Origin of the sequence: Legionella cincinnatiensis (genome assembly GCF_900452415.1) — a bacterium.
GTDB lineage: Bacteria > Pseudomonadota > Gammaproteobacteria > Legionellales > Legionellaceae > Legionella > Legionella cincinnatiensis.
In genome coordinates this window covers 449925-468641 of sequence record NZ_UGNX01000001.1, presented here as the reverse complement: position 1 = coordinate 468641, position 18717 = coordinate 449925, and the positions used below count along the sequence as shown (strand labels likewise).

Genomic DNA, 18717 nt, shown 5'->3' with positions numbered 1-18717 from the left:
CTTGCGCAAGGCTGTTTTAGGGTGCTTTGTGAGCAATCCACAGAGCACTCGTGAAGAGGGTTGTTTTTAAACAAGCCAACTATAGTACTTTTTAATTAATTTAACATTAGCTTAATAATATTAGGTTTATAATAAAAAGAGTCACTGTGGATTGGTTAATGAGCGATTCTTTGAGGAACAGGGATAGCTAGAAGGTTTCAATTGACGATACAAATATTTTTTGAGGAAAATCTAAATGCCTGAATATGTAAAAGGGGTAGAATTAACTCAAGATGGTATGCGTGCCATTTTTGAACGCATGGGACGAAATATTACCAGTGGTATTATTTACAATGGAAATCCTGACATCCGAATAGATGTATTGGATCAACAAGGTTTTATGCCTATATTAACTGCTGTCAGCCCAACCCAAGAATCCGGCCATTGGATCATGTTAATTAAAGGCCAAGACAATCAATACTATCTGTTTGATCCACTGGGCGACGCTTCAGGAAAAGGGTATAAAAACATTCTGGCCAAAAAACTTCCTCAAGACGCTACACTTTCTGTGATTCCCAATGGTACGGGGCTAAACATGGGCTTATGCGGTTATTGGATTGCCTCTGCAGGAGTAAGAGCACATACGGCATTAACAGGTAATACCCCTCCTACTCTAGAAAATCTAGGCCAAACCATCACTCAGGAAATGCAAAATGAACTCGCTGGGAATGGCTATGGTGAAATTACTGGTTGGTTACGAGCTGTTGCCAATGAATTTCCCGCAGGTCAGGGACAAAGCAATGCCACTGCTTTAAGACAAGCAACAACCAGAAAAACAACTACTCTTAAAGAAACTTCCATACAATCTTCTGTACCATCAGTAGTTTCTGAGTCTACTTTAGTCAGTGATTTATTAGAAAATGATGATGATGTTCGCAGTATTGTAGATTATGTCCATAAAGAATATTTAAGGCACGATTATCCTGGTCCATTAGTAGATCCCCAAAATCCCAACGGGGGCCGAATCAAGCCAAATGAGGGGCGGGATCGAGGAACTCACGGCCTTGCACATACGGTACGCACCATGGCTTGTGCTGAAGTAATGGTCGAAGAAGCACGTAAAGCAAAATTCAGAGGCGAAAAACTAGGGGCGGCAAAAAATGGTCAAACTTTAGCCGATGTCACTCCAGAAGAACTCAAAAAAATTCTCATCGCCCAAGCCTTCTTTGTGGTAGGAAGAGATGATGAACGCTCAGGATATGATCCTAAGTATAAGAGAAATTTCTATGAGGAATATCATCAGAAAAGTGAACAAGCATTTAGAAAATGCGTTGAAGAGAAAAAGCTTATCGGTAAAATCTTTAAAGATCAAAAGGAGGTAGATCACTATGCCGCGATTATTCGCGACAAGCCCCATAATTGGGATGGTACTCCAGCACATGTCTTAATTCATCAAGGACACATGGTTGATTTAATGAGAGTCAAAGCACCTCAAGAAGTAGTAGTGGAACGTGCCTATTATACGCTTAAAAATTCTGTAGGTTCGCGAGGAGCGGAAGTCGTTCTTAAAACACATCGAGAATTTTTCTTGGCCACCGGAGCAGTTGTCCCTCAATTTAATCCCGAAGCAAAAGAAGATCCCAGTAGAGGAGGACCGTATGAAAATCCCTATAGTGGTGACAAATACGTTATAAAAGAAAGCCAAGTTCCAAATTCTAATAACATCCAACGTGTAGATTCTAATTATCAGCTGAAAGAAAATGAACGGTTCGTAACTATCAAGGAATATTATGCCATTCCTGAAATACAGAAATCTTTCCCGGGTTGCAAAACCTATTTAGAACCATCTCCTTATATATTCCCAACCGATTTTGCAAAAACCTGTGAACAGAACCCTAAATCTTGCTTAGACGCCATCCAACATGCCCGCTCCAAAGTAGTCATGGGTGTCATTAAAGACTCCTTACAGTCTGATCCAGAGAGAGTAAATAGACTATCCAATAGAGACGAAATCGCTGCTGCACGTATTATCCAACAAATCATGGCTAATCCTGATGCAATTCAAGATGATCATGTTCTTTTAAATGGCCAATACCTCGCAGAATCATTTTTTCGTGAATTATTGACCAAATGCGATATGAGTATTGTAGGCTCCTTGTTAAATGATACTGATATCAATAACATCGATCAGCTAATGCAACATGAAAAAGATACTGAATTTCATCCAACTGATCTCAATGAACCAGCAAAAAAACTTGGTGATACCTGGGAAAAAATCATTAGAAAAAAGAACAGCCGAGATAAAAATCAGATCAAGCATGATTTAGTTAATCTCATGCAAAATAATGACTGGTACTCCACCCGGGTCAATACAATTGCCCAAAATAAAGATGAAAACTCAACCTTTAAAGAAGTGTTGATTGCTTCATTACTAATTCCATTAACCAATAAAGCATTAGTAGATACAAAGAATCAGGAGCCTTCACCGCAAATACTATTTCGCGGGTTAAATATTCCCGAAGAGTTTCAACATAAGCTGATTCAGCAAGCCAATAGCATAATTGCAAATAACGAAAACTATCTCTTTACAGCTCTTTCTAGCCATGCTTTTACGCAAATCAAGTTAGATGACTTCCATAAAATTGCTTGCAAAACCAAAGATTCAGAACCAATCTTTGATTCAAATACACTCTTTGAAATCAGCGATCCAGATAAGTTACTTTCAGCAAAACAGCTTGGAACTCATAAATCTGATTCGAGAGATGAGCTTTTTGATTTACCTGAGAATGTGGCCCTAGTTCCGACTAAAGTAACTTTTGATGGTAAAACCGCTACCGGAACAGAGAGATATATTGTCAGTTTTGTTGCAGTAAAAAATCCTGATTTTGTACCGAGTCATGAAATTGGCTTTGCTGCCGCACCTATTTTTAAAATGCAACACGCGAAAATGATGGAAGCAATAAACGCAGTAGAAACAGAAGTTCCTGTAGACTTAGAGGAAAAAATACTTTCGTTACAGCTTAAAATGGTATTTCAATCTAAATTACCCATTAGAGGTGGGTTTTTAGATAGAATTCTTCACTATTTTTCAGGAAAAGACGATCAAAAAATATCACTGGAACGAAAAATATTCTTTAATGAAAAAGTGATTCCTAAATTACGGGAATGCCATAATGCTCTTAGATTAAATAATATGGAAATGCTGCAACGTGCGTTAACAAATTTTCCCTCCGATAAAGAATGGTCTGACTTTAAATCAGATGCAGCAAAAGCAGCGAAAATGGAAATAGATCATCTAAGACCTCTTATTGAAAAGAAAATAGCGCTTCAACGCCAACTTTCCCCATTAATGAACTGCCAAGAGGCGCTGGAAAAACAACAAGTCGCTGAGGCTTTAAAAACACTCGAAAGCATTCCCTCAGAGAAGAACATGCGTGATATACCATCAATAACTAAAAACTTAAGGGAGAAAATCCAACAAACGAAGCAAGAAGTGATCGAAAATTTGGAGCCTTTACAACGTACGCTTATTACTCCCATGATCACTAATAGTGAACGAGCAAAGGTACATTACGAAACGCGTATATCGAGCATGGAGCAACGAATTGCCGCTCTAGACGCCGCCAAACTCGATAATGTGACTCGCATTAAGAAGGAACTATTTTATTTTAATAGCCTACAAGAAGAAGTAAAAGTGCTGCGTCATAAAAGAGCTCAGATGCATACTGAAGCTGGAAAAATTGATTTTACTGAGGTCGAAAAATTAGAAGACCAACTACGAACCATTCATAACAAATTATATGATGCCTATGTAGGTGAAGTAGCAGAAGAGATTAACAGCCTTGAAGAAAAAAAACCTAAGAATCTTACTTCGGTAAAAGAAATGATCTCTGGTTTTAATGAGCGAATGACTGAAGTGGAACAATTGCGTCAAGAAAAAACAAGAAAACATGGGGCATCGAAAGACCCGCTTGAACTGTCCGATGTTGATGCATTAAAGGACCGATTACAAAGAATAAATCAATTCTTAACTAAGGCATTGATAAGCAATATAAGAGTCTCCCTCAACCAATTGGAAGTAAAAACGTTTGACACGCAGACAAAAGAGGCCCAACACAATTTACAGCTTCTCTATAAGCTCGCAAAAACATTAGATGATTCGGATACCGCGAAAAAACACAAAGCAGAGATCGTGAAATTAAATGAGTTTTTTGTGGAGAAACAAAAAGCTTATCCTGCAATGGTGCAATTGCAATTCAAGAGTGAGGCCTTAATAATACAGCTGCGTGAATTATGTGAAGTCCATCAGAATAATTTGGCACAATCAAGAAAAACAAAAACCAAAGAACTCACCGAAAATCGTTGGATACTGCAAGGACTTACTGATCTTGTTGGACTAACCACAGATGAACGGCCTACCCTGACTAAGAAAGGAGAATTATTAGATAAGTTTAAGGAGGATTTGAATAATGATAAGTATGACATACAAGAACTTATTAATATCTTAGCCACAAGAAGTGCTGATGAATTAGAAGAAGCAATTGGCATCTCTACGGAAGGTGCTGTAAAACTCCATGCACTCTTAAAGAGTCTAAGTCATAGTACAACGTTTGTCACTGAAATAGAAGAACGTGCAAAATTAATTGATATTGTTTTAGTTGAACTCAGTAAGGCATCCATACAACCGGATGAACTGACCCAATTTAATGAAAGACCACAACAAAATGTTCCCAATCTTTAATTTGTTTTCGGCAAACTCTTGGCTCACTTAATGGGGCCATTTACTGAATGGCTGCACCTAGGCCTTCCGCTTTTGCGGAAGGTGACGCTATTTTAACATTCGAAAGACGTCATGCTCTGCGAAGGCAGTCATACACACATCTCTAAAGCAAATGAGAAATCCACTTGTTGATTTATTTTTCTCAAAAAGTGGTTTTCGAGAATTCAAGTTTCAAAAAAGCAGAAGAATATAGAGAGACGCTTACTTAATTACTGCTACCTTACTCTTCTCATGAGATAAAGGCCCAATAATGCAAAAATAACAGTGGGTCCTAATGCCGATAATTCCGGTGGTAATTGAAATACTGTACTGAGCGGCCCAAAAAAGCGATTTAAAATATGAAAACTAAACCCTACTGCAGCACCAACCAATAATTTCGACCCCATAGTAGTTGAGCGTAAAGGCCCAAAAATAAATGGAATGGAAAGAATCATCATAACCATAGTTGTAAATGGTTGAATAAGTCGTTGTAAAAAGGCAAACTGATAATTATGTACATTTTGATGATTGAGCTTTTGTTCTCTTATGTATCGATTCAATTCACGTAAGTTCATTTCGTCAGGGTCGATACTACTAATGGTCAGAATTTTAGGTTTTACCGATACATCCCAAGGAAATGAAGCAAAAGTCTGTGCTTTCGTTTGCTCCCCATTAAACTCTGTTTGTTGTACATCATACGCTATCCATCCGGTTGGAGTATGTCGCACCTCGCGAATAAAACGCGACATTTTTAAATGATGCTGGTTATCAAAGCGAAATTGATAAATGTTATTCAGTACATTATTGGAAAGCACTATTCCCACAGAAATAAAATCATTGTTATAACGCAGCCAAAACCCTTTTGAGGTCCGCAAAGTTTGACCACCACTAATCGCAGCTGTTTTATAATCATTTGCATAATGAGAGAAGTACGGAACTAAGGTCTCACCTAAAACAGTAACAAATACAATAAGCAATACAGATGCCTTTAATACTGCCCAAGTAATCTGACCTATGGACATACCTGAAGCACGCATGATGACTAATTCACTATGATTCGCTAAGATCCCTAAACCAATTAAAGTACCAAGAAGGCTTGCCATTGGAAAAAATAAATAAACTTGATAAGGCATTTGCAACATTACAAAAAGAGTAGCTTGGACAATCCCATAATCAGCTCGCCCCAAATCACTTATTTGATCAACAAATAAAATGAACATTTGGAGACCGATGAGCATTAAAGTAACTAAGCCAATAGATCCAAGAACTGTTTTCGCGATGTACCGATCTAATATTTTCATAGTCATGCCAGTTTTGCCTGATTACGCCAGAGCAGTAATAACCCAAATGCAATGATGCACAAATGTACCCACCATAACCCTAACCATTGTGGCATTTTTCCAGACACCATAGCATCTCGTGCAATGAATAATAAGTTAGCATATACAATATAAATAATAATTGCGGGTAATAACTTGGCAAACTTACCCGATCGAGGATTAATGCGGCTTAAAGGAACCGCGATTAACGTCAAAGCAAACACCATAATAGGTACCGAAAAACGCCATTGTAATTCAGCTGCTTTAGCACGATCTGTATTATTAAATGGAAATAAATTGGCAGTACTTATGGTGCGAAAATCTTCAGATATCTTTACTACAGGATGTGGTAATCGTGCTTTATACTGGCCAAATTCAGCAATTTGATAATCAGCATGGCCAGGAACTCCCTGGTATTCCTTACCATTTTGTAGAATGATGTAATCTTCACCTGTTTTTGGATCAGTTTCTGCAAAGGCTTGATCCGCCCATAAGACATCCCACCGTGTTTTATCGTCGACTTTAGTTCGTTTTGCAAGAAACACTTGTTCTGCTTTGGTATGGTCTCGACTCATCGATTGCACATAGAACACCTCTTTACCTTCATTAATGGCATGAAAACGTCCTGGCATAATGGTTTGTACTAGCGTCTGGATTCCAGTAGAGCGTAATAATTTAGCACGCTCAATATAAATCAAAGGGCTCCCCCAAATCATCACTATAGCTACGATAAAAGCAACTACCGTTGCCATAATAATACTATGTTTTAACAATTTATTTGGGCCATAACCACAAGCACGTAGGACAGTCATCTCACTTTCAGCATACAAACGACCATAAGCAAGTAGCATTGCGATGTAAAAACCTAAAGGGATAAGCAAACAAAGCAAAGTAGGCAATTCCAGCATCATCAACTTCATGATGATCACACCAGGGATACTACCAGAGGCTGCTCGATTAAGATATTGAATCAGCTGGTTACTCAAAAAAATTAACACGAGTATGGATGTTAGCGAAATCAAAGTGATCAACACTTCTTTAGCTAAATAACGAAAAATAATCAATCATTGCCCCTATTTTAGTAATTCCCTCCTCTCTTAATGAAGGTAGCTCGATAAAGAAGTAACTACTCAAGATCCTGTAACTTGTCTCCTTAAAGAGACAGGACATAGAGTAAGATTCCTAAATTTTGCGTACAAACTACAGAATATAGGCTATTTCTTTCCCCAGACTTATTGAGAGATTACCTAAAGATGAGATAACTTTACGCATTTTAACCCAGAAAAAGCGCTTGAATCTACTAAATTAACGTGAGTTCGATATAATAAAAGGCATAAAAATAACTTTTATGCCCCCAGCAATGGCAGAATACAGTCTAGCCTGAACCCTCTACATAGTTCACCGAAAGCCATATTTGATGCATTTGTGATGAAAATGCGTGAAATTGAGTTTACCATAATTTCTTCGAAAACATGATTATTTGAATTAGAGGAATACACATAAAGAATGGCAGCAGCTCCAGCTTAATGAGTTGGGCTGCTTTTTAAGAAATAGTATATTAATGTTTTGTCTCAGCAGCAGTTTTTTTGGCTTCTTGAACAAAACCTAACATTGCTTTCTCAATAATTTGAAAAGATTTTTGAAGGTAATCCAAAGTTTTATGGCCATTTTCAACAGCCAGATTAATATGTTTCTCTAATAATTCTTCTGGCTTTTTGATACTTGCGATTTCTTCAGGTTTAAGGTAATTAATACCTTGTAACGTTTTCACATTTAATTCAGCCATCGCTTGAAAAGGCTCTTGGATTTTCTTGGCTATTTCAGTCCATCTTTCAAAGTTTTGTTGATACATGATATTCTCCAATATGTTGCATTGCACAATTTTATATTAGTCCATAAGCTATAAATTTGTCAATGGGTTAGAATATTTTTTTTTGCAATGCAGCATAAAAATAATGGATTAAGAATCAACCTTTAAATAAGCTTTGCCATTGTTGCATCACTTTCTGCATTTGTTGATTCCAAGTTTCAGTTGCCTGGACATAAGGATTATTTTGTAATGGCTTCTCCATTACTTGAAACATCTGCTCCATCATCTGTTTTAAAGAAGCCTGCATGGGATGATTCGCTAAGGATATAATTTGACGCAAAATTTCAGGAGATAAAAATTGAGTAGGACCCGCCTCCATCTCAACGAGAATCTGCAATAAAATGGAGTTAGTTAAATCTTTTCCTGTTAGAGAATCTTCTACTTTAAACGATACATTATTTACAACATAATGTTGTAACTCTTCTAAAGTTATATATTGGCTAGTCTCAGTATCATAAAGCCTACGATTCTTATATTTTTTTATTAAACGCGTCATAATTCTCTCATGATATAGCGAAAAGATTTTAGTTAAATTCATTCATAAATAAATACTGAAATTTTAATACATATGAAGGCCGCCATTGATACTTAAGTTAGCCCCAGTTATATACCGGCTTCTTTCGCTAATCAAAAACTCAACTGCCCAGGCGATTTCCTGAGTCTGAGCTAATCGTTTTGCAGGAATTTGGTCAATAATTGCTTCGAGAATATCCGGTCTAATCCCCTTCATTAATCGAGTATCCACATACCCTGGAGAAAGACTATTTACAGTAATATTTTTACTCATTAACTCTTGCGCCAAGCTTTTTGTAAACCCATAAACACCTGCCTTTGATGCAGCATAATTCGCTTGTGAAAATTGGCCTTTTTGTGCATTCACAGAAGAAACATTAACAATTCGACCGTATTCGTTTTGTCTCATGTTTTCAACTACATGACGAGTTACATGAAACATTCCATCAAGATTAACAGTAAGGACTTCATCCCATTGCTCTTTTGTCATTTTAGTAAATACGGCGTCTCGAGTAATTCCTGCATTATTAATCAATACATCAATATTGCCATAGTCTTTAATAATCGAAGAAATAACTTTGCCACATTGCTCATAATCCGTCACATCCATATGGCGAAAATGAATATTTTTATATCCTTGTTCCTTTAATTCATTTTCCCATGCTTGGCCTTGCTTTTCGGAAATTAAATCCAGAGCAAAAACATGCTTATATAATGCATCTAATTCTTGGGCTATCGCAGTACCAATATCACCAGTACCACCAGTAATCAACGCCATATTATTTTTGTGCATATAACTCTCTATTCTTTAAAAAAAGACAGATTAAAGTGAGCCATAATATCCTGGTTTTAAAAACCAGGATATTATCTTTTACATATACTGGCCACCATTAATATCCAAGTTAGCTCCCGTGATAAAACCACTATCTGGAGACACTAGAAAAGCGACAGCATCTGCAATTTCTTTAGGCTGGCCTAAACGTCCAACAGGAATATTTGATATTATTGAATTAAGTACTTCTTCTTTTAAAGAAGAAAGCATGGGAGTTTCTATGTAACCCGGAGAAATCGTATTCACAGTTATCCCTTTACTTGCTACTTCCAGCGCGAGACTTTTACTAAAACCATATAAAGCAGATTTAGTGGAAGCATAATTACATTGGCCAAATTGCCCCTTTCGTCCATTGATGGAGGAAATGCTTACAATGCGACCATAGCCTTTATCAATCATTATTGGAAGCACATTACGAGTCATATTAAATACACTCGTTAAATTAGCCTCAATCACGCTATGCCAGTGTTCCGGAGTCATTTTTCGCAAACTGCAATCATTGGTAATGCCTGCATTATTCACTAATACATCAATACGCTCATAACGCTCCATGATAAGAGAGATTAGTTTTTCACAATCTGCAAATTGAGCTATGTCTCCATAAACAATATCAACATCAAAACCTAGCTTTTTTTGTTCTTCTTGCCATTGTTTCGCTTCTTCATGTTTTCCGTGCTTAAAATAACATGCTACAACCTGGAAGTCGGAAGCCAATCGCTGGCAAATAGCGGTACCGATACCTCCCGTCCCTCCAGTTACTATTGCTACGCCTTTCATCATAAACAACTCCCTGTTATTACGATAATAAAATAGTACTATATAAAATTAAAACAAAAAACCCATCACTTTTTTAAGTCATTGAAATGATGGGTCGGCAAAAGTAAATTACTTGTAAACAGGTACATATCCTTTTATTTGTTGCGCAAACTGTTTTAAAACTTCAAGGCCAGACTCTTCTGCCTGTCGACACCATTGCTGCAAGGCCTCCACTAACTCTTTTTGAGTAGACGCTGTTTTTAGCCAAATATTTTGCAATGACTGCTTGTAGGCATAAACAACACGCAATTGTTCACGAGCCTCAAGCAAATTCGATAAACGAATTTTCGCTTTCGTAGTCAACAAGCAATTTTCACGTCTCAAAAGGCTTCCTGCGCGAGAAAATAGCTTTTTCTCTTCTTTACTTTCAACACCACTGCTTTTTTCTTGTTGAAGTATTGGTCTAATCACGCTCTTATAATAATTTGACATCACTTGGAATCGATTAGAAACCACTGCTTTCACTGTATCTAAATCGATCTGTAATTTACCTGCATCCATAGCAAGTTTAGGTGGTAATTTTTTAACTTTAGCCAAACCGAAAAAAGAAAGAATGCGAATATACATCCAACCTATATCAAACTCCCACCATTTCACTGAGAACTTTGCTGAAGAAGCAAAAGTATGGTGATTGTTATGCAGCTCTTCCCCTCCGATCCAAAATCCCCAAGGAAAAATATTTCTTGCTGCATCATGGCACTCAAAGTTTCTATATCCCCAATGATGTCCAATACCATTAATGACTCCAGCAGCAAAAACAGGTATCCACATCATTTGGATTGCCCAAATGGTAATTCCAGGTAAACCAAATAAAAACAAGTCCATTAAGAACATGAGCCAAATTCCTTTGGCAGAATGACACGAATAAACCTTCCGCTCCACCCAATCCGTAGGCGTGCCGTGAGAGTATTTAGCAACCATCTCTCTATCTTTACGAGCTGCGCGATAAAGCTCCGCTCCTTCCCAAAATACTTTTTTAATACCAAAAACTACAGGACTATGGGGGTCTCCTTCTACATCTGCTGATGCATGGTGTTTGCGATGAATCGCAACCCAATCTGCTGTAACCATGCCAGTAGTTAACCATAACCAACAACGAAAAAAATGACTGACAAGAGGATGTAAAGTCAGAGCTCGATGTGTTTGATTTCGGTGAAGATACAACGTTACTGCTGCGATAGTAATTTGCGTCAAAATCAATGTCGCAACAACATATCCCCAAAAAGACAGGTTTAAATAACCAAAAACCATAATTACCCCGCTTCAAATGCAAAACATGCAAATTAAAAAAACTCTTCCCTTAGTTGAATCTCAATAATTCTCATACGTCCTTATATATTATACATATGATAATAAGAATAACACAATTTTACGCTTTACATTGCAACATTTCATTAAGTAGCCGATAATTATAGTAATTAAGATTAGGAATAATGATATGAATGAGAAATTTCCATTTGCAAAAGTTTTTGAGACCCTAGTCCCTTTCGTCATAGCAGGAATGGCAATTGCATTGTTCTTAGGTCTGTTATTCATGTTCTCTTATGTTTTAATTTGGGGCATTATCATCGGCGGCACCCTGTGGGTAATAGCGGCAATAAGACAAGTTCTATTTTCAAACACTAAGACGACAACAGAAGTAGTCAAAAAAAGCGAAGGCAGAATTATAGAACATAATGATAAAAAATAATGCCTGAATTACCGGAGGTTGAAACCACAAAAGAGGGAGTTAAACTCCATCTGGAGGGACAAACAATTAGTAGGATTAGCGTTCATAATCCAAGACTTAGATTACCTGTTCCTAATCACTTAAATGAACTGTGTGTTGGGAAAAAAATTATTGCGGTTACTCGTAGAGCAAAATATATATTAATCCACCTATCCCAAGGCTATCTTCTCATTCATCTAGGAATGTCAGGACACTTAAGAATGGCCGAAAGTAGTAGTACTCTCCAAAAACACGATCATATTACCGTAGCGCTAAACAATGATCTTCTCTTACGATTTTATGATCCTAGGCGATTTGGTTTGTTTCTTTATATCGATAAAAACCCATATGAACACCCTCTTCTTGTTCATTTAGGCAAAGAACCGCTTTCAGAAGAATTTAATGGCCATTATTTATTTCAAAAAGGAAAAAATAAAAATAAACCGATTAAATCATTCATTATGGATAATGAAATTGTTGTAGGCGTAGGCAATATCTATGCTACAGAAAGTCTTTTTTTAGCTAAAATTCATCCGAGCACCCCCACAAAAATGCTTTCTGAAGAAGCTCACTTCAACTTAGCCGCGCACATTAAAGAGGTACTCCAACAAGCTATAGCATGTGGAGGTACTACTTTAAAAGATTTTTATGCATTCGATGGGAAACCCGGTTATTTTAGCATTTCACTTAAAGTATATGGCCGAAAAAATCAACCGTGTATGGAGTGCCAACATCCAATTGAATCAGTTATCCTTGGCGGGCGTAACTCTAGTTTTTGTCCTAAATGCCAAAAATGGGGACTCTAACACGAAAAACTTCATTCACAATGGCCGAATAGGTTTTCTATAATACTAAAAACACGCTGGGCAATCCATTCAACATGCGTTATATTAGCGCTAACTTACTTTATCCTAACGATAATGAAAATAAATCAATTTAGAACTGCCTGGGTTATTTGCGCTTTAATGTTTTATACGGCAGTAACTAGTATTCGCTGTATCTCTAAGTATTTTCTTAGTACTTTAAATCGCTCGTGGACTGATAAGGCACTACACCATTGGGTTGATCAATTATTGAATGAAGTGCAAGTTGAATATAAAGTCATTAATCCCTTCAATATTCAACCGCAAGCAGGAAAAGCGACCATTATTATGTGTAATCATTCAAGCGCCTACGATATTCCGCTTGCTTTTAAGGCCTTTCCAAATCACTCCATTCGTATGCTTTCAAAAAAGGAGCTTGCAAAAATACCCTTAATGGGTAAAGCAATGGCAGCAGCAGAGTTTCCTTTTATAGATAGAAAGAATAAATACCAGGCTATTAAGGATTTAGCTTTTGCCCAGCACCTCATGGAAAGTGGAATTATTATGTGGATTGCTCCTGAAGGTACTCGTTCTAAAGATGGAAAACTCGGCCCTTTTAAAAAAGGAGGCTTTATTACGGCGATTCAATCTAAAGCCACAATTATTCCTATAGGAATCCGTGGCGCAAATAATATTCTACCTGCCCGAAGCTTTAATATTCATTTAAAGCAAAAGGCAGAAATTCATATAGGCAAACCAATTGATGCTTCGCAATTTACTTTAGGAAATAAAGAAGAGTTGATTAAACAAACTTTTATTGCAATCAAAGAGTTGGTTGGAGAAAGTAATACACCATAATATGCACTGCCATTAAATTAAAAGACATAGTGATACTGCGCAAGCAGAGGATCCAAACAGAATTCCTGAAGTATCATTAATACCCTACCCCATATCCTCTTTGTTGATTCACAATTGATGCGGCCAAGCCTATATTGCGTGGATCAGATGTGGCAGTTAATACATTGCTTTGCTTATCCCACGTAATTGCTTGCATATCCCCATAATATTGTCCTAATGGCATCAGGTGATAGCCCATCGCTTTTAGACTTTCTTGAATTGTTGGTGGAAATGTATCAGGTTCAAATTGCAAAATATCAGGTAAATACTGATGGTGGAAGCGCATAGCAGAAACCATACTGATTGCTCCATACGCGTCTTTAAACACCAAGGACGCAATTAATATCATTGTAGGGATGCGACTACCTCCTGGAGTGCCTAAAATCGCAACTCGTCCCGGCAACTCGAGAAATGTAGGCGTCATACTTGATAAGGGTCTTTTGCCAGGTTCAATGGAGTTTTTATCAGCCCCAACAATGCCAAACACATTTTCTTCGCCGACTTTGCTTGAAAAATCATCCATTTCGTCATTCAACAAGACGCCAGTTCCTTCAGCAACAACGCTAGAGCCAAAAATATAATTTATGGTCATCGTTGCAGCAACACGATTTCCTTCGGCATCAATAATCGAGATATGTGTTGTACTTGTAGAACCGGTAGTTTTTTTTGATTGCCCTTGTAAAACCGAACTTGCAGTAGCTTTATCTGGAGAAATTAATGTACTTAATTGCTTACCATTTTCTGCAGAAATTAACTTCGCTACAGGTATACTCACAAAATCAGGATCTCCTAAAAATTGCTCCCTTTGCCAATAAGCAAGCCGCATAGACTCGACCAGATAATGTATCCATTGCACTTTAGAGAATGAAGCAAGAGAATAGTGAGACAATATATTCAGCATTGTTAATAAAGCAACGCCACCTGCTGAAGGCGGTGGTGCCGTAATAATAAGCATATTATGGTAGGCCCCTATTAAAGGCTCTCTTACCTTAATCCGATATTGAGCTAAATCAGCCAAGGTCCAAATCCCGCCTGCTGCATTAACCCCTTTAACTAATTGTTCTGCTACTTCACCTGTATAAAAACCCTGTTCTCCATTTTTAGCAATTAACTTTAATGTCTTCGCCAAATCCTTTTGTACTAGGCGCTCGCCGATTAAATAAGGTCGACCCTCGTTTAGAAAAATTGCTGCGGTAGCCGGATATTTTTTAATTTGCTTAAATCTATCTTCATTCTTCAAGAAAGTATAAAGCTGTTTATCCACAATAAAACCTTCTTCTGCCAATCGAATAGCAGGAGCAAGAGTTTTTTCCAAAGGTAATCGTCCATAGTTTTTGGCAATATATGCTAAAGCAGCAGGTTCACCAGGAATTGCTGCCGCCAATCCCCCATTGAGTGATAAACCTGGTATCACCCTACCATCGGGTGCCAAATACATGTCTTTTTTAGCAGCCATAGGTGCTGTTTCACGAGCGTCGATAAAGATATTTTTATGTTGCTCTTCTTGATGCAACAGCCAAAATCCTCCTCCACCCAAACCAGAATGATAAGGTTCAACGACACCCAACACCGCTGATACAGCTACTGCGGCATCAAAAGCATTCCCGCCATCAGCTAAAATTTCCAGTCCCGCATTTGTAGCTAATGGATGAGCGCTTGCGACCGCATAACCCGGAGGTTGTGCATTGTATTGCTCCGCAAAACTATTCGTATTGATCCACAATAAATTAGTGCTAAGTACAAAACAAATACTCTTATGAATTTTTCGTAGCTTGATTTTCATTTTGTCTCTTTTTTAATTCTCTAACGACACAAGAAGGAACAAACTGAGAAATATCTCCATTTAAAAATGCGATTTCCCGCACTAAAGTAGAAGAAATAAACATTAAGTTTTCTGATGGGGTCAAAAAGATAGTTTCTATTTTTTTTGATAACTTTCTATTCATTCCAGCCAATTGGAATTCATATTCAAAATCAGATACCGCTCGTAAACCCCGCAAAATAATCCCCGCATTTTGCTCTAATACAAAATCAATTAATAAGTTCTCAAAACCTAGAACACAAACTCCTGGTAAGTGTGCAAGAGACTCTTTCAACAGATTGATTCTTGTCTCCAGGGGTAAAAAAGGACGTTTTGCCTTATTGCTTGCTACACCCACAACAATTTCAGGGAAAATTTTAGCTGCTCGGCTAATAATATCAACATGTCCATTCGTAACAGGATCAAATGTACCGGGATAAATTGCTTTTAATTTCATTATGGTTAAGACTAATTGCATATATCAACAGTCTAGCGTATTGTTAATTGAAAAACTACAAAAAAGGACTTGAGGTGATCAATGAATAATTTTAAAAAATTAGCAATCATTCCTATTTGTCTCTTAACCGCCTGTGCTCCTCCTCGACCAGCAGCTGAATTACCTGAAAATAAGGTCATGCCTGTAGAGCAACGTAAAGAAAAAACCGAAACAATTTCATCGTGGGAAATTCGTGGCGCCATGGCCGCTAAAAGCAAATCCAAAGGATGGTCCGCGACTATGAATTGGGTTCAAAACGGCCCAAATACTTATCAAATTCGTTTAATGGGTCCTTTAGGAGGCGGAACGGTACTAATCGACAAAAAAGGGAATACAATTACCTTCCAAGATGGTCCTAAAAAAATCACCTCTCATAATGCGGACGAATTACTTGCCCAACAAACTGGAATTAAACTACCTGTAAACAACCTCTATTATTGGGTAAGAGGATTACCTGCCCCTGGTTCTGTTGCAGGAGAGCATCGAGATCAATATAACCATCTAACCCAATTAAAACAAAGTGGATATACAATTAATTTTGCTAAATACACTTCCGTTAAAGGCACCGATCTTCCAAGTATGATTCATCTCCAAGGAAATGGAGTAATGGTTAAAGTGGTCATTCAAAATTGGACTGTATAAATTTTCCCAGTAATATCTATGTGATGAGCCCTATCAAAGGCTCATCCTATATGTTATTCTTTCTTTGATGTCAATTCCTAGATTATTTAAAAATTACAAAAAATTATTGCTTTCAAAGTTGACATGTTTCAAAAACCACTGCAAAATACGCAACACATTTGTAGGGATGAACGTAGTTAATGCACGGAGTATTTAAGAATCTACAAATTTTAGGGGTGTCGCCAAGCGGTAAGGCACAGGGTTTTGATCCCTGCATACCTAGGTTCGAATCCTAGCACCCCTGCCACTTTCTTGTTGATTCAAGTAAACAGACAGCAGAAGATAACCTGGAAGGATGCGTTTTTGTAATGCTCAAATAATAATAATATCTTTTTGGCTGTCTTCTGCTATGTGTTTAAGTTAAATGATTAACCTGGATCGAAGGCTTCATACACATGTCCACAATGATGATTTTTTCCGGAAATGCAAATCCGGAGTTAGCACAACAAATTTCTTCTCATTTAAAAATACCTATTGGGAAAGCCACAGTCGGTACTTTTAGTGATGGAGAAACCATGATTGAAATTTTAGAAAATGTCCGCGGTAAAGATGTTTTTATCATTCAATCCACTTGCGCCCCATCAAATAATAATTTAATGGAACTATTAACTATGGCAGATGCATTAAGAAGATCATCTGCTGCGCGTATTACGGCGGTAGTTCCTTACTTTGGATATGCTCGCCAAGATAGACGTGTCCGATCCGCACGTGTCCCCATTACGGCAAAAGTTGTTGCTGACATGATGGCATCCGTGGGCATTTGCCGTGTTCTTACAGTTGATTTACATGCGGATCAGATCCAGGGCTTTTTCTATATGCCTGTTGATAACGTCTACGCCACGCCAATACTTCTTGACGATATCACAAGACAAAATTTAAAAAACATAATGATAATTTCTCCCGATGTCGGTGGAGTTGTTAGAGCTAGAGCTGTAGCTAAGCGATTGGATCATGCGGAATTATGCATTATTGATAAGCGACGTAGCGGCCCTAATAAATCTGAAGTAATGCATATAATTGGTGATCCTACTAATAAAAGCTGTATTATTGTTGATGATATTGTAGATACTGCTGGCACTCTTTGCTCTGCTGCTCATGAGCTCAAAAAAAATGGTGCCCACAGTGTAAGAGCATACATTACTCATCCTGTTTTATCGGGACAAGCGATAAATAATATTAGAAACTCTGGCCTTGATGAAATAGTAGTAACGGATACTATCCCTCTATCCACTGAGGCACGTGAATGTAAAAAAATTCGGGTTGTTAGCTTATCCGAAATGCTTGCACAAGCTATTAAACGAGTTAACATCGAAGAATCAGTCAGCTCGATGTTTGCTGAATAAAGCATAACCTTTAGTAAACCCTCTGTTTTCACAGCGTTGTTGCAAGGATCAACATATGTCCTGGTATAAATCATCGAGTTTATACCGAATCCCCGCGGCACAGATCGCGGGGGCCCTTTACTGAATTATATCCTGGTATCAATCCTTCTAATCAGGATTCATTTTTTGAATACGAGTTATTTTCCATGGTTGCTTCCATCCGTTTCGAAGATCCATCTGGACCCTGCGGGGATTCACTTGGAGTTTTTCCTAAAGTCGAGTTAAATAAATTCTAATTTCCACGAGGGGTATTAAATAATTTCCAGAAGGAATATTAAGTCACCCTCTACAACAACGCCGCTGTCGCGGAGGGTAGCGATCAATCAATGACCATGTACCTTTCTTTAATTAAATAAAAAAGGAGCTTATTAGCTCCTTATGAAACTCTAGAACTTAAACTACTAATCGCGAGTGCCTACATATTTATCATCAAAATAACGGCGCAATTTAGTTCTCAATGTTCCTCGACTAATACCTAGCATTATTGCAGCTCTGGATTGATTATACTTGCAATGCTCCATAACAGCACGAAATAATGGGGTCTCAATTTCTTCGAGTACAAACTGGTATAAGTCAACAGGATCAGTTCCTTTAAGTTCTGAAAAGTATTTTTGCACTGAAAGAGTTACGCTTTCAGCCAGAGAAGCGGTGTTATCCACTACTTCATTACTGATTGTTGTCATTATTATTAGCTCCTCTTTTTAAAAAAAGTATATTACCGAATCAAGCCACTTGAAACAAGGCCCAACTCAAAAATCCACATTAAAAATCAATAATCAATATTCATTACAGATTCAAAAAGTTCGAATTAGGTGTAGACTGCTTTTGCAAACTACACCTTATAAAGCACTTTAATTTCCC

Annotated in this window: 16 protein-coding genes and 1 tRNA gene; 7 read left to right on the top strand and 10 right to left on the bottom strand. The window is 37.6% G+C overall.

What is annotated here, in order from left to right; genetic code table 11:
* Positions 1-235: 235 nt before the first annotated feature.
* A complete protein-coding gene (locus DYH34_RS02060) occupies positions 236-4720 on the top strand; it encodes a SidE phosphodiesterase domain-containing protein (protein ID WP_058463875.1) in 4485 nt (1494 codons plus the stop codon).
* A 254-nt stretch (positions 4721-4974) separates the two neighbouring features.
* Here DYH34_RS02060 and lptG read toward each other — a convergent pair whose 3' ends face one another.
* From lptG to DYH34_RS02025, 7 genes are all read right to left on the bottom strand, one after another.
* Positions 4975-6045 carry an LPS export ABC transporter permease LptG gene (gene lptG / locus DYH34_RS02055; protein WP_058463876.1) on the bottom strand — a complete coding sequence of 357 codons (1071 nt, stop codon included), beginning with the start codon at positions 6043-6045 and terminating at the stop codon, positions 4975-4977.
* Positions 6042-7121, bottom strand: a complete 1080-nt coding sequence (lptF, locus tag DYH34_RS02050) for an LPS export ABC transporter permease LptF (protein ID WP_058463877.1) — start codon at positions 7119-7121, stop codon at positions 6042-6044. Before lptF ends, lptG begins: the two co-directional genes overlap by 4 nt.
* A 494-nt stretch (positions 7122-7615) precedes the next feature.
* Entirely contained in the window at positions 7616-7909 is a 294-nt protein-coding gene (locus tag DYH34_RS02045) for a phasin family protein (protein WP_058463878.1), read from the bottom strand.
* A 115-nt stretch (positions 7910-8024) separates the two neighbouring features.
* The gene (locus DYH34_RS02040; protein ID WP_058463879.1) at positions 8025-8423 is read right to left on the bottom strand and encodes a polyhydroxyalkanoate synthesis regulator DNA-binding domain-containing protein; all 399 of its coding nucleotides are present in this window, start codon (positions 8421-8423) and stop codon (positions 8025-8027) included.
* 63 nt (positions 8424-8486) lie between these two features.
* A complete protein-coding gene (gene phbB / locus DYH34_RS02035; RefSeq protein ID WP_058463880.1) occupies positions 8487-9233 on the bottom strand; it encodes an acetoacetyl-CoA reductase in 747 nt (248 codons plus the stop codon).
* A 78-nt stretch (positions 9234-9311) separates the two neighbouring features.
* Positions 9312-10052, bottom strand: a complete 741-nt coding sequence (gene phbB / locus DYH34_RS02030; RefSeq protein ID WP_058463881.1) for an acetoacetyl-CoA reductase — start codon at positions 10050-10052, stop codon at positions 9312-9314.
* 105 nt (positions 10053-10157) lie between these two features.
* On the bottom strand, positions 10158-11339 hold the full coding sequence (locus DYH34_RS02025; RefSeq protein ID WP_058463882.1) for a DesA family fatty acid desaturase: 1182 nt from the start codon (positions 11337-11339) through the stop codon (positions 10158-10160).
* A gap of 187 nt (positions 11340-11526) precedes the next feature.
* Between DYH34_RS02025 and DYH34_RS02020 the strand changes: the two genes are divergently transcribed.
* The 3 genes from DYH34_RS02020 to DYH34_RS02010 all read left to right on the top strand — a co-directional run bounded on the left by DYH34_RS02020 (position 11527) and on the right by DYH34_RS02010 (position 13457).
* The gene (locus DYH34_RS02020; protein WP_058463883.1) at positions 11527-11778 is read left to right on the top strand and encodes a hypothetical protein; all 252 of its coding nucleotides are present in this window, start codon (positions 11527-11529) and stop codon (positions 11776-11778) included.
* Positions 11778-12602 (top strand): bifunctional DNA-formamidopyrimidine glycosylase/DNA-(apurinic or apyrimidinic site) lyase, encoded by an 825-nt coding sequence (mutM, locus tag DYH34_RS02015; protein ID WP_058463884.1) that lies wholly within the window; start codon positions 11778-11780, stop codon positions 12600-12602. Before DYH34_RS02020 ends, mutM begins: the two co-directional genes overlap by 1 nt.
* 114 nt (positions 12603-12716) lie before the next feature.
* Entirely contained in the window at positions 12717-13457 is a 741-nt protein-coding gene (locus DYH34_RS02010) for a lysophospholipid acyltransferase family protein (protein WP_058463885.1), read from the top strand.
* Positions 13458-13533: 76 nt separating this feature from the next.
* Here DYH34_RS02010 and ggt read toward each other — a convergent pair whose 3' ends face one another.
* Entirely contained in the window at positions 13534-15279 is a 1746-nt protein-coding gene (ggt, locus tag DYH34_RS02005) for a gamma-glutamyltransferase (protein WP_058463886.1), read from the bottom strand.
* On the bottom strand, positions 15251-15775 hold the full coding sequence (coaD, locus tag DYH34_RS02000; protein WP_058463887.1) for a pantetheine-phosphate adenylyltransferase: 525 nt from the start codon (positions 15773-15775) through the stop codon (positions 15251-15253). Before coaD ends, ggt begins: the two co-directional genes overlap by 29 nt.
* A gap of 60 nt (positions 15776-15835) precedes the next feature.
* Between coaD and lolB the strand changes: the two genes are divergently transcribed.
* From lolB to DYH34_RS01980, 3 genes are all read left to right on the top strand, one after another.
* The gene (gene lolB, locus DYH34_RS01995) at positions 15836-16435 is read left to right on the top strand and encodes a lipoprotein insertase outer membrane protein LolB (protein WP_058463888.1); all 600 of its coding nucleotides are present in this window, start codon (positions 15836-15838) and stop codon (positions 16433-16435) included.
* Positions 16436-16646: 211 nt separating this feature from the next.
* A tRNA-Gln gene (locus DYH34_RS01990) sits at positions 16647-16721 on the top strand.
* A 148-nt stretch (positions 16722-16869) separates the two neighbouring features.
* On the top strand, positions 16870-17817 hold the full coding sequence (locus DYH34_RS01980; protein WP_058463889.1) for a ribose-phosphate pyrophosphokinase: 948 nt from the start codon (positions 16870-16872) through the stop codon (positions 17815-17817).
* 440 nt (positions 17818-18257) lie between these two features.
* On the opposite strand, the gene DYH34_RS01975 is transcribed toward DYH34_RS01980, so the two are convergent.
* Positions 18258-18539, bottom strand: a complete 282-nt coding sequence (locus DYH34_RS01975; protein WP_003633193.1) for a helix-turn-helix domain-containing protein — start codon at positions 18537-18539, stop codon at positions 18258-18260.
* Between the last annotated feature and the right edge of the window lie 178 nt (positions 18540-18717).

Bases quoted from the DNA above. Each gene is read 5' to 3' on its own strand.
- DYH34_RS02040 (WP_058463879.1), bottom strand. From the start codon at position 8,423: ATGACGCGTTTAATAAAAAAATATAAGAATCGTAGGCTTTATGATACT.
- phbB (WP_058463880.1), bottom strand. From the start codon at position 9,233: ATGCACAAAAATAATATGGCGTTGATTACTGGTGGTACTGGTGATATT.
- phbB (WP_058463881.1), bottom strand. From the start codon at position 10,052: ATGATGAAAGGCGTAGCAATAGTAACTGGAGGGACGGGAGGTATCGGT.
- DYH34_RS02025 (WP_058463882.1), bottom strand. From the start codon at position 11,339: ATGGTTTTTGGTTATTTAAACCTGTCTTTTTGGGGATATGTTGTTGCG.
- lptG (WP_058463876.1), bottom strand. From the start codon at position 6,045: ATGACTATGAAAATATTAGATCGGTACATCGCGAAAACAGTTCTTGGA.
- DYH34_RS02045 (WP_058463878.1), bottom strand. From the start codon at position 7,909: ATGTATCAACAAAACTTTGAAAGATGGACTGAAATAGCCAAGAAAATC.
- DYH34_RS02060 (WP_058463875.1), top strand. From the start codon at position 236: ATGCCTGAATATGTAAAAGGGGTAGAATTAACTCAAGATGGTATGCGT.
- DYH34_RS01975 (WP_003633193.1), bottom strand. From the start codon at position 18,539: ATGACAACAATCAGTAATGAAGTAGTGGATAACACCGCTTCTCTGGCT.
- coaD (WP_058463887.1), bottom strand. From the start codon at position 15,775: ATGCAATTAGTCTTAACCATAATGAAATTAAAAGCAATTTATCCCGGT.
- ggt (WP_058463886.1), bottom strand. From the start codon at position 15,279: ATGAAAATCAAGCTACGAAAAATTCATAAGAGTATTTGTTTTGTACTT.
- DYH34_RS02010 (WP_058463885.1), top strand. From the start codon at position 12,717: ATGAAAATAAATCAATTTAGAACTGCCTGGGTTATTTGCGCTTTAATG.
- mutM (WP_058463884.1), top strand. From the start codon at position 11,778: ATGCCTGAATTACCGGAGGTTGAAACCACAAAAGAGGGAGTTAAACTC.
- DYH34_RS01980 (WP_058463889.1), top strand. From the start codon at position 16,870: ATGTCCACAATGATGATTTTTTCCGGAAATGCAAATCCGGAGTTAGCA.
- DYH34_RS02020 (WP_058463883.1), top strand. From the start codon at position 11,527: ATGAATGAGAAATTTCCATTTGCAAAAGTTTTTGAGACCCTAGTCCCT.
- lolB (WP_058463888.1), top strand. From the start codon at position 15,836: ATGAATAATTTTAAAAAATTAGCAATCATTCCTATTTGTCTCTTAACC.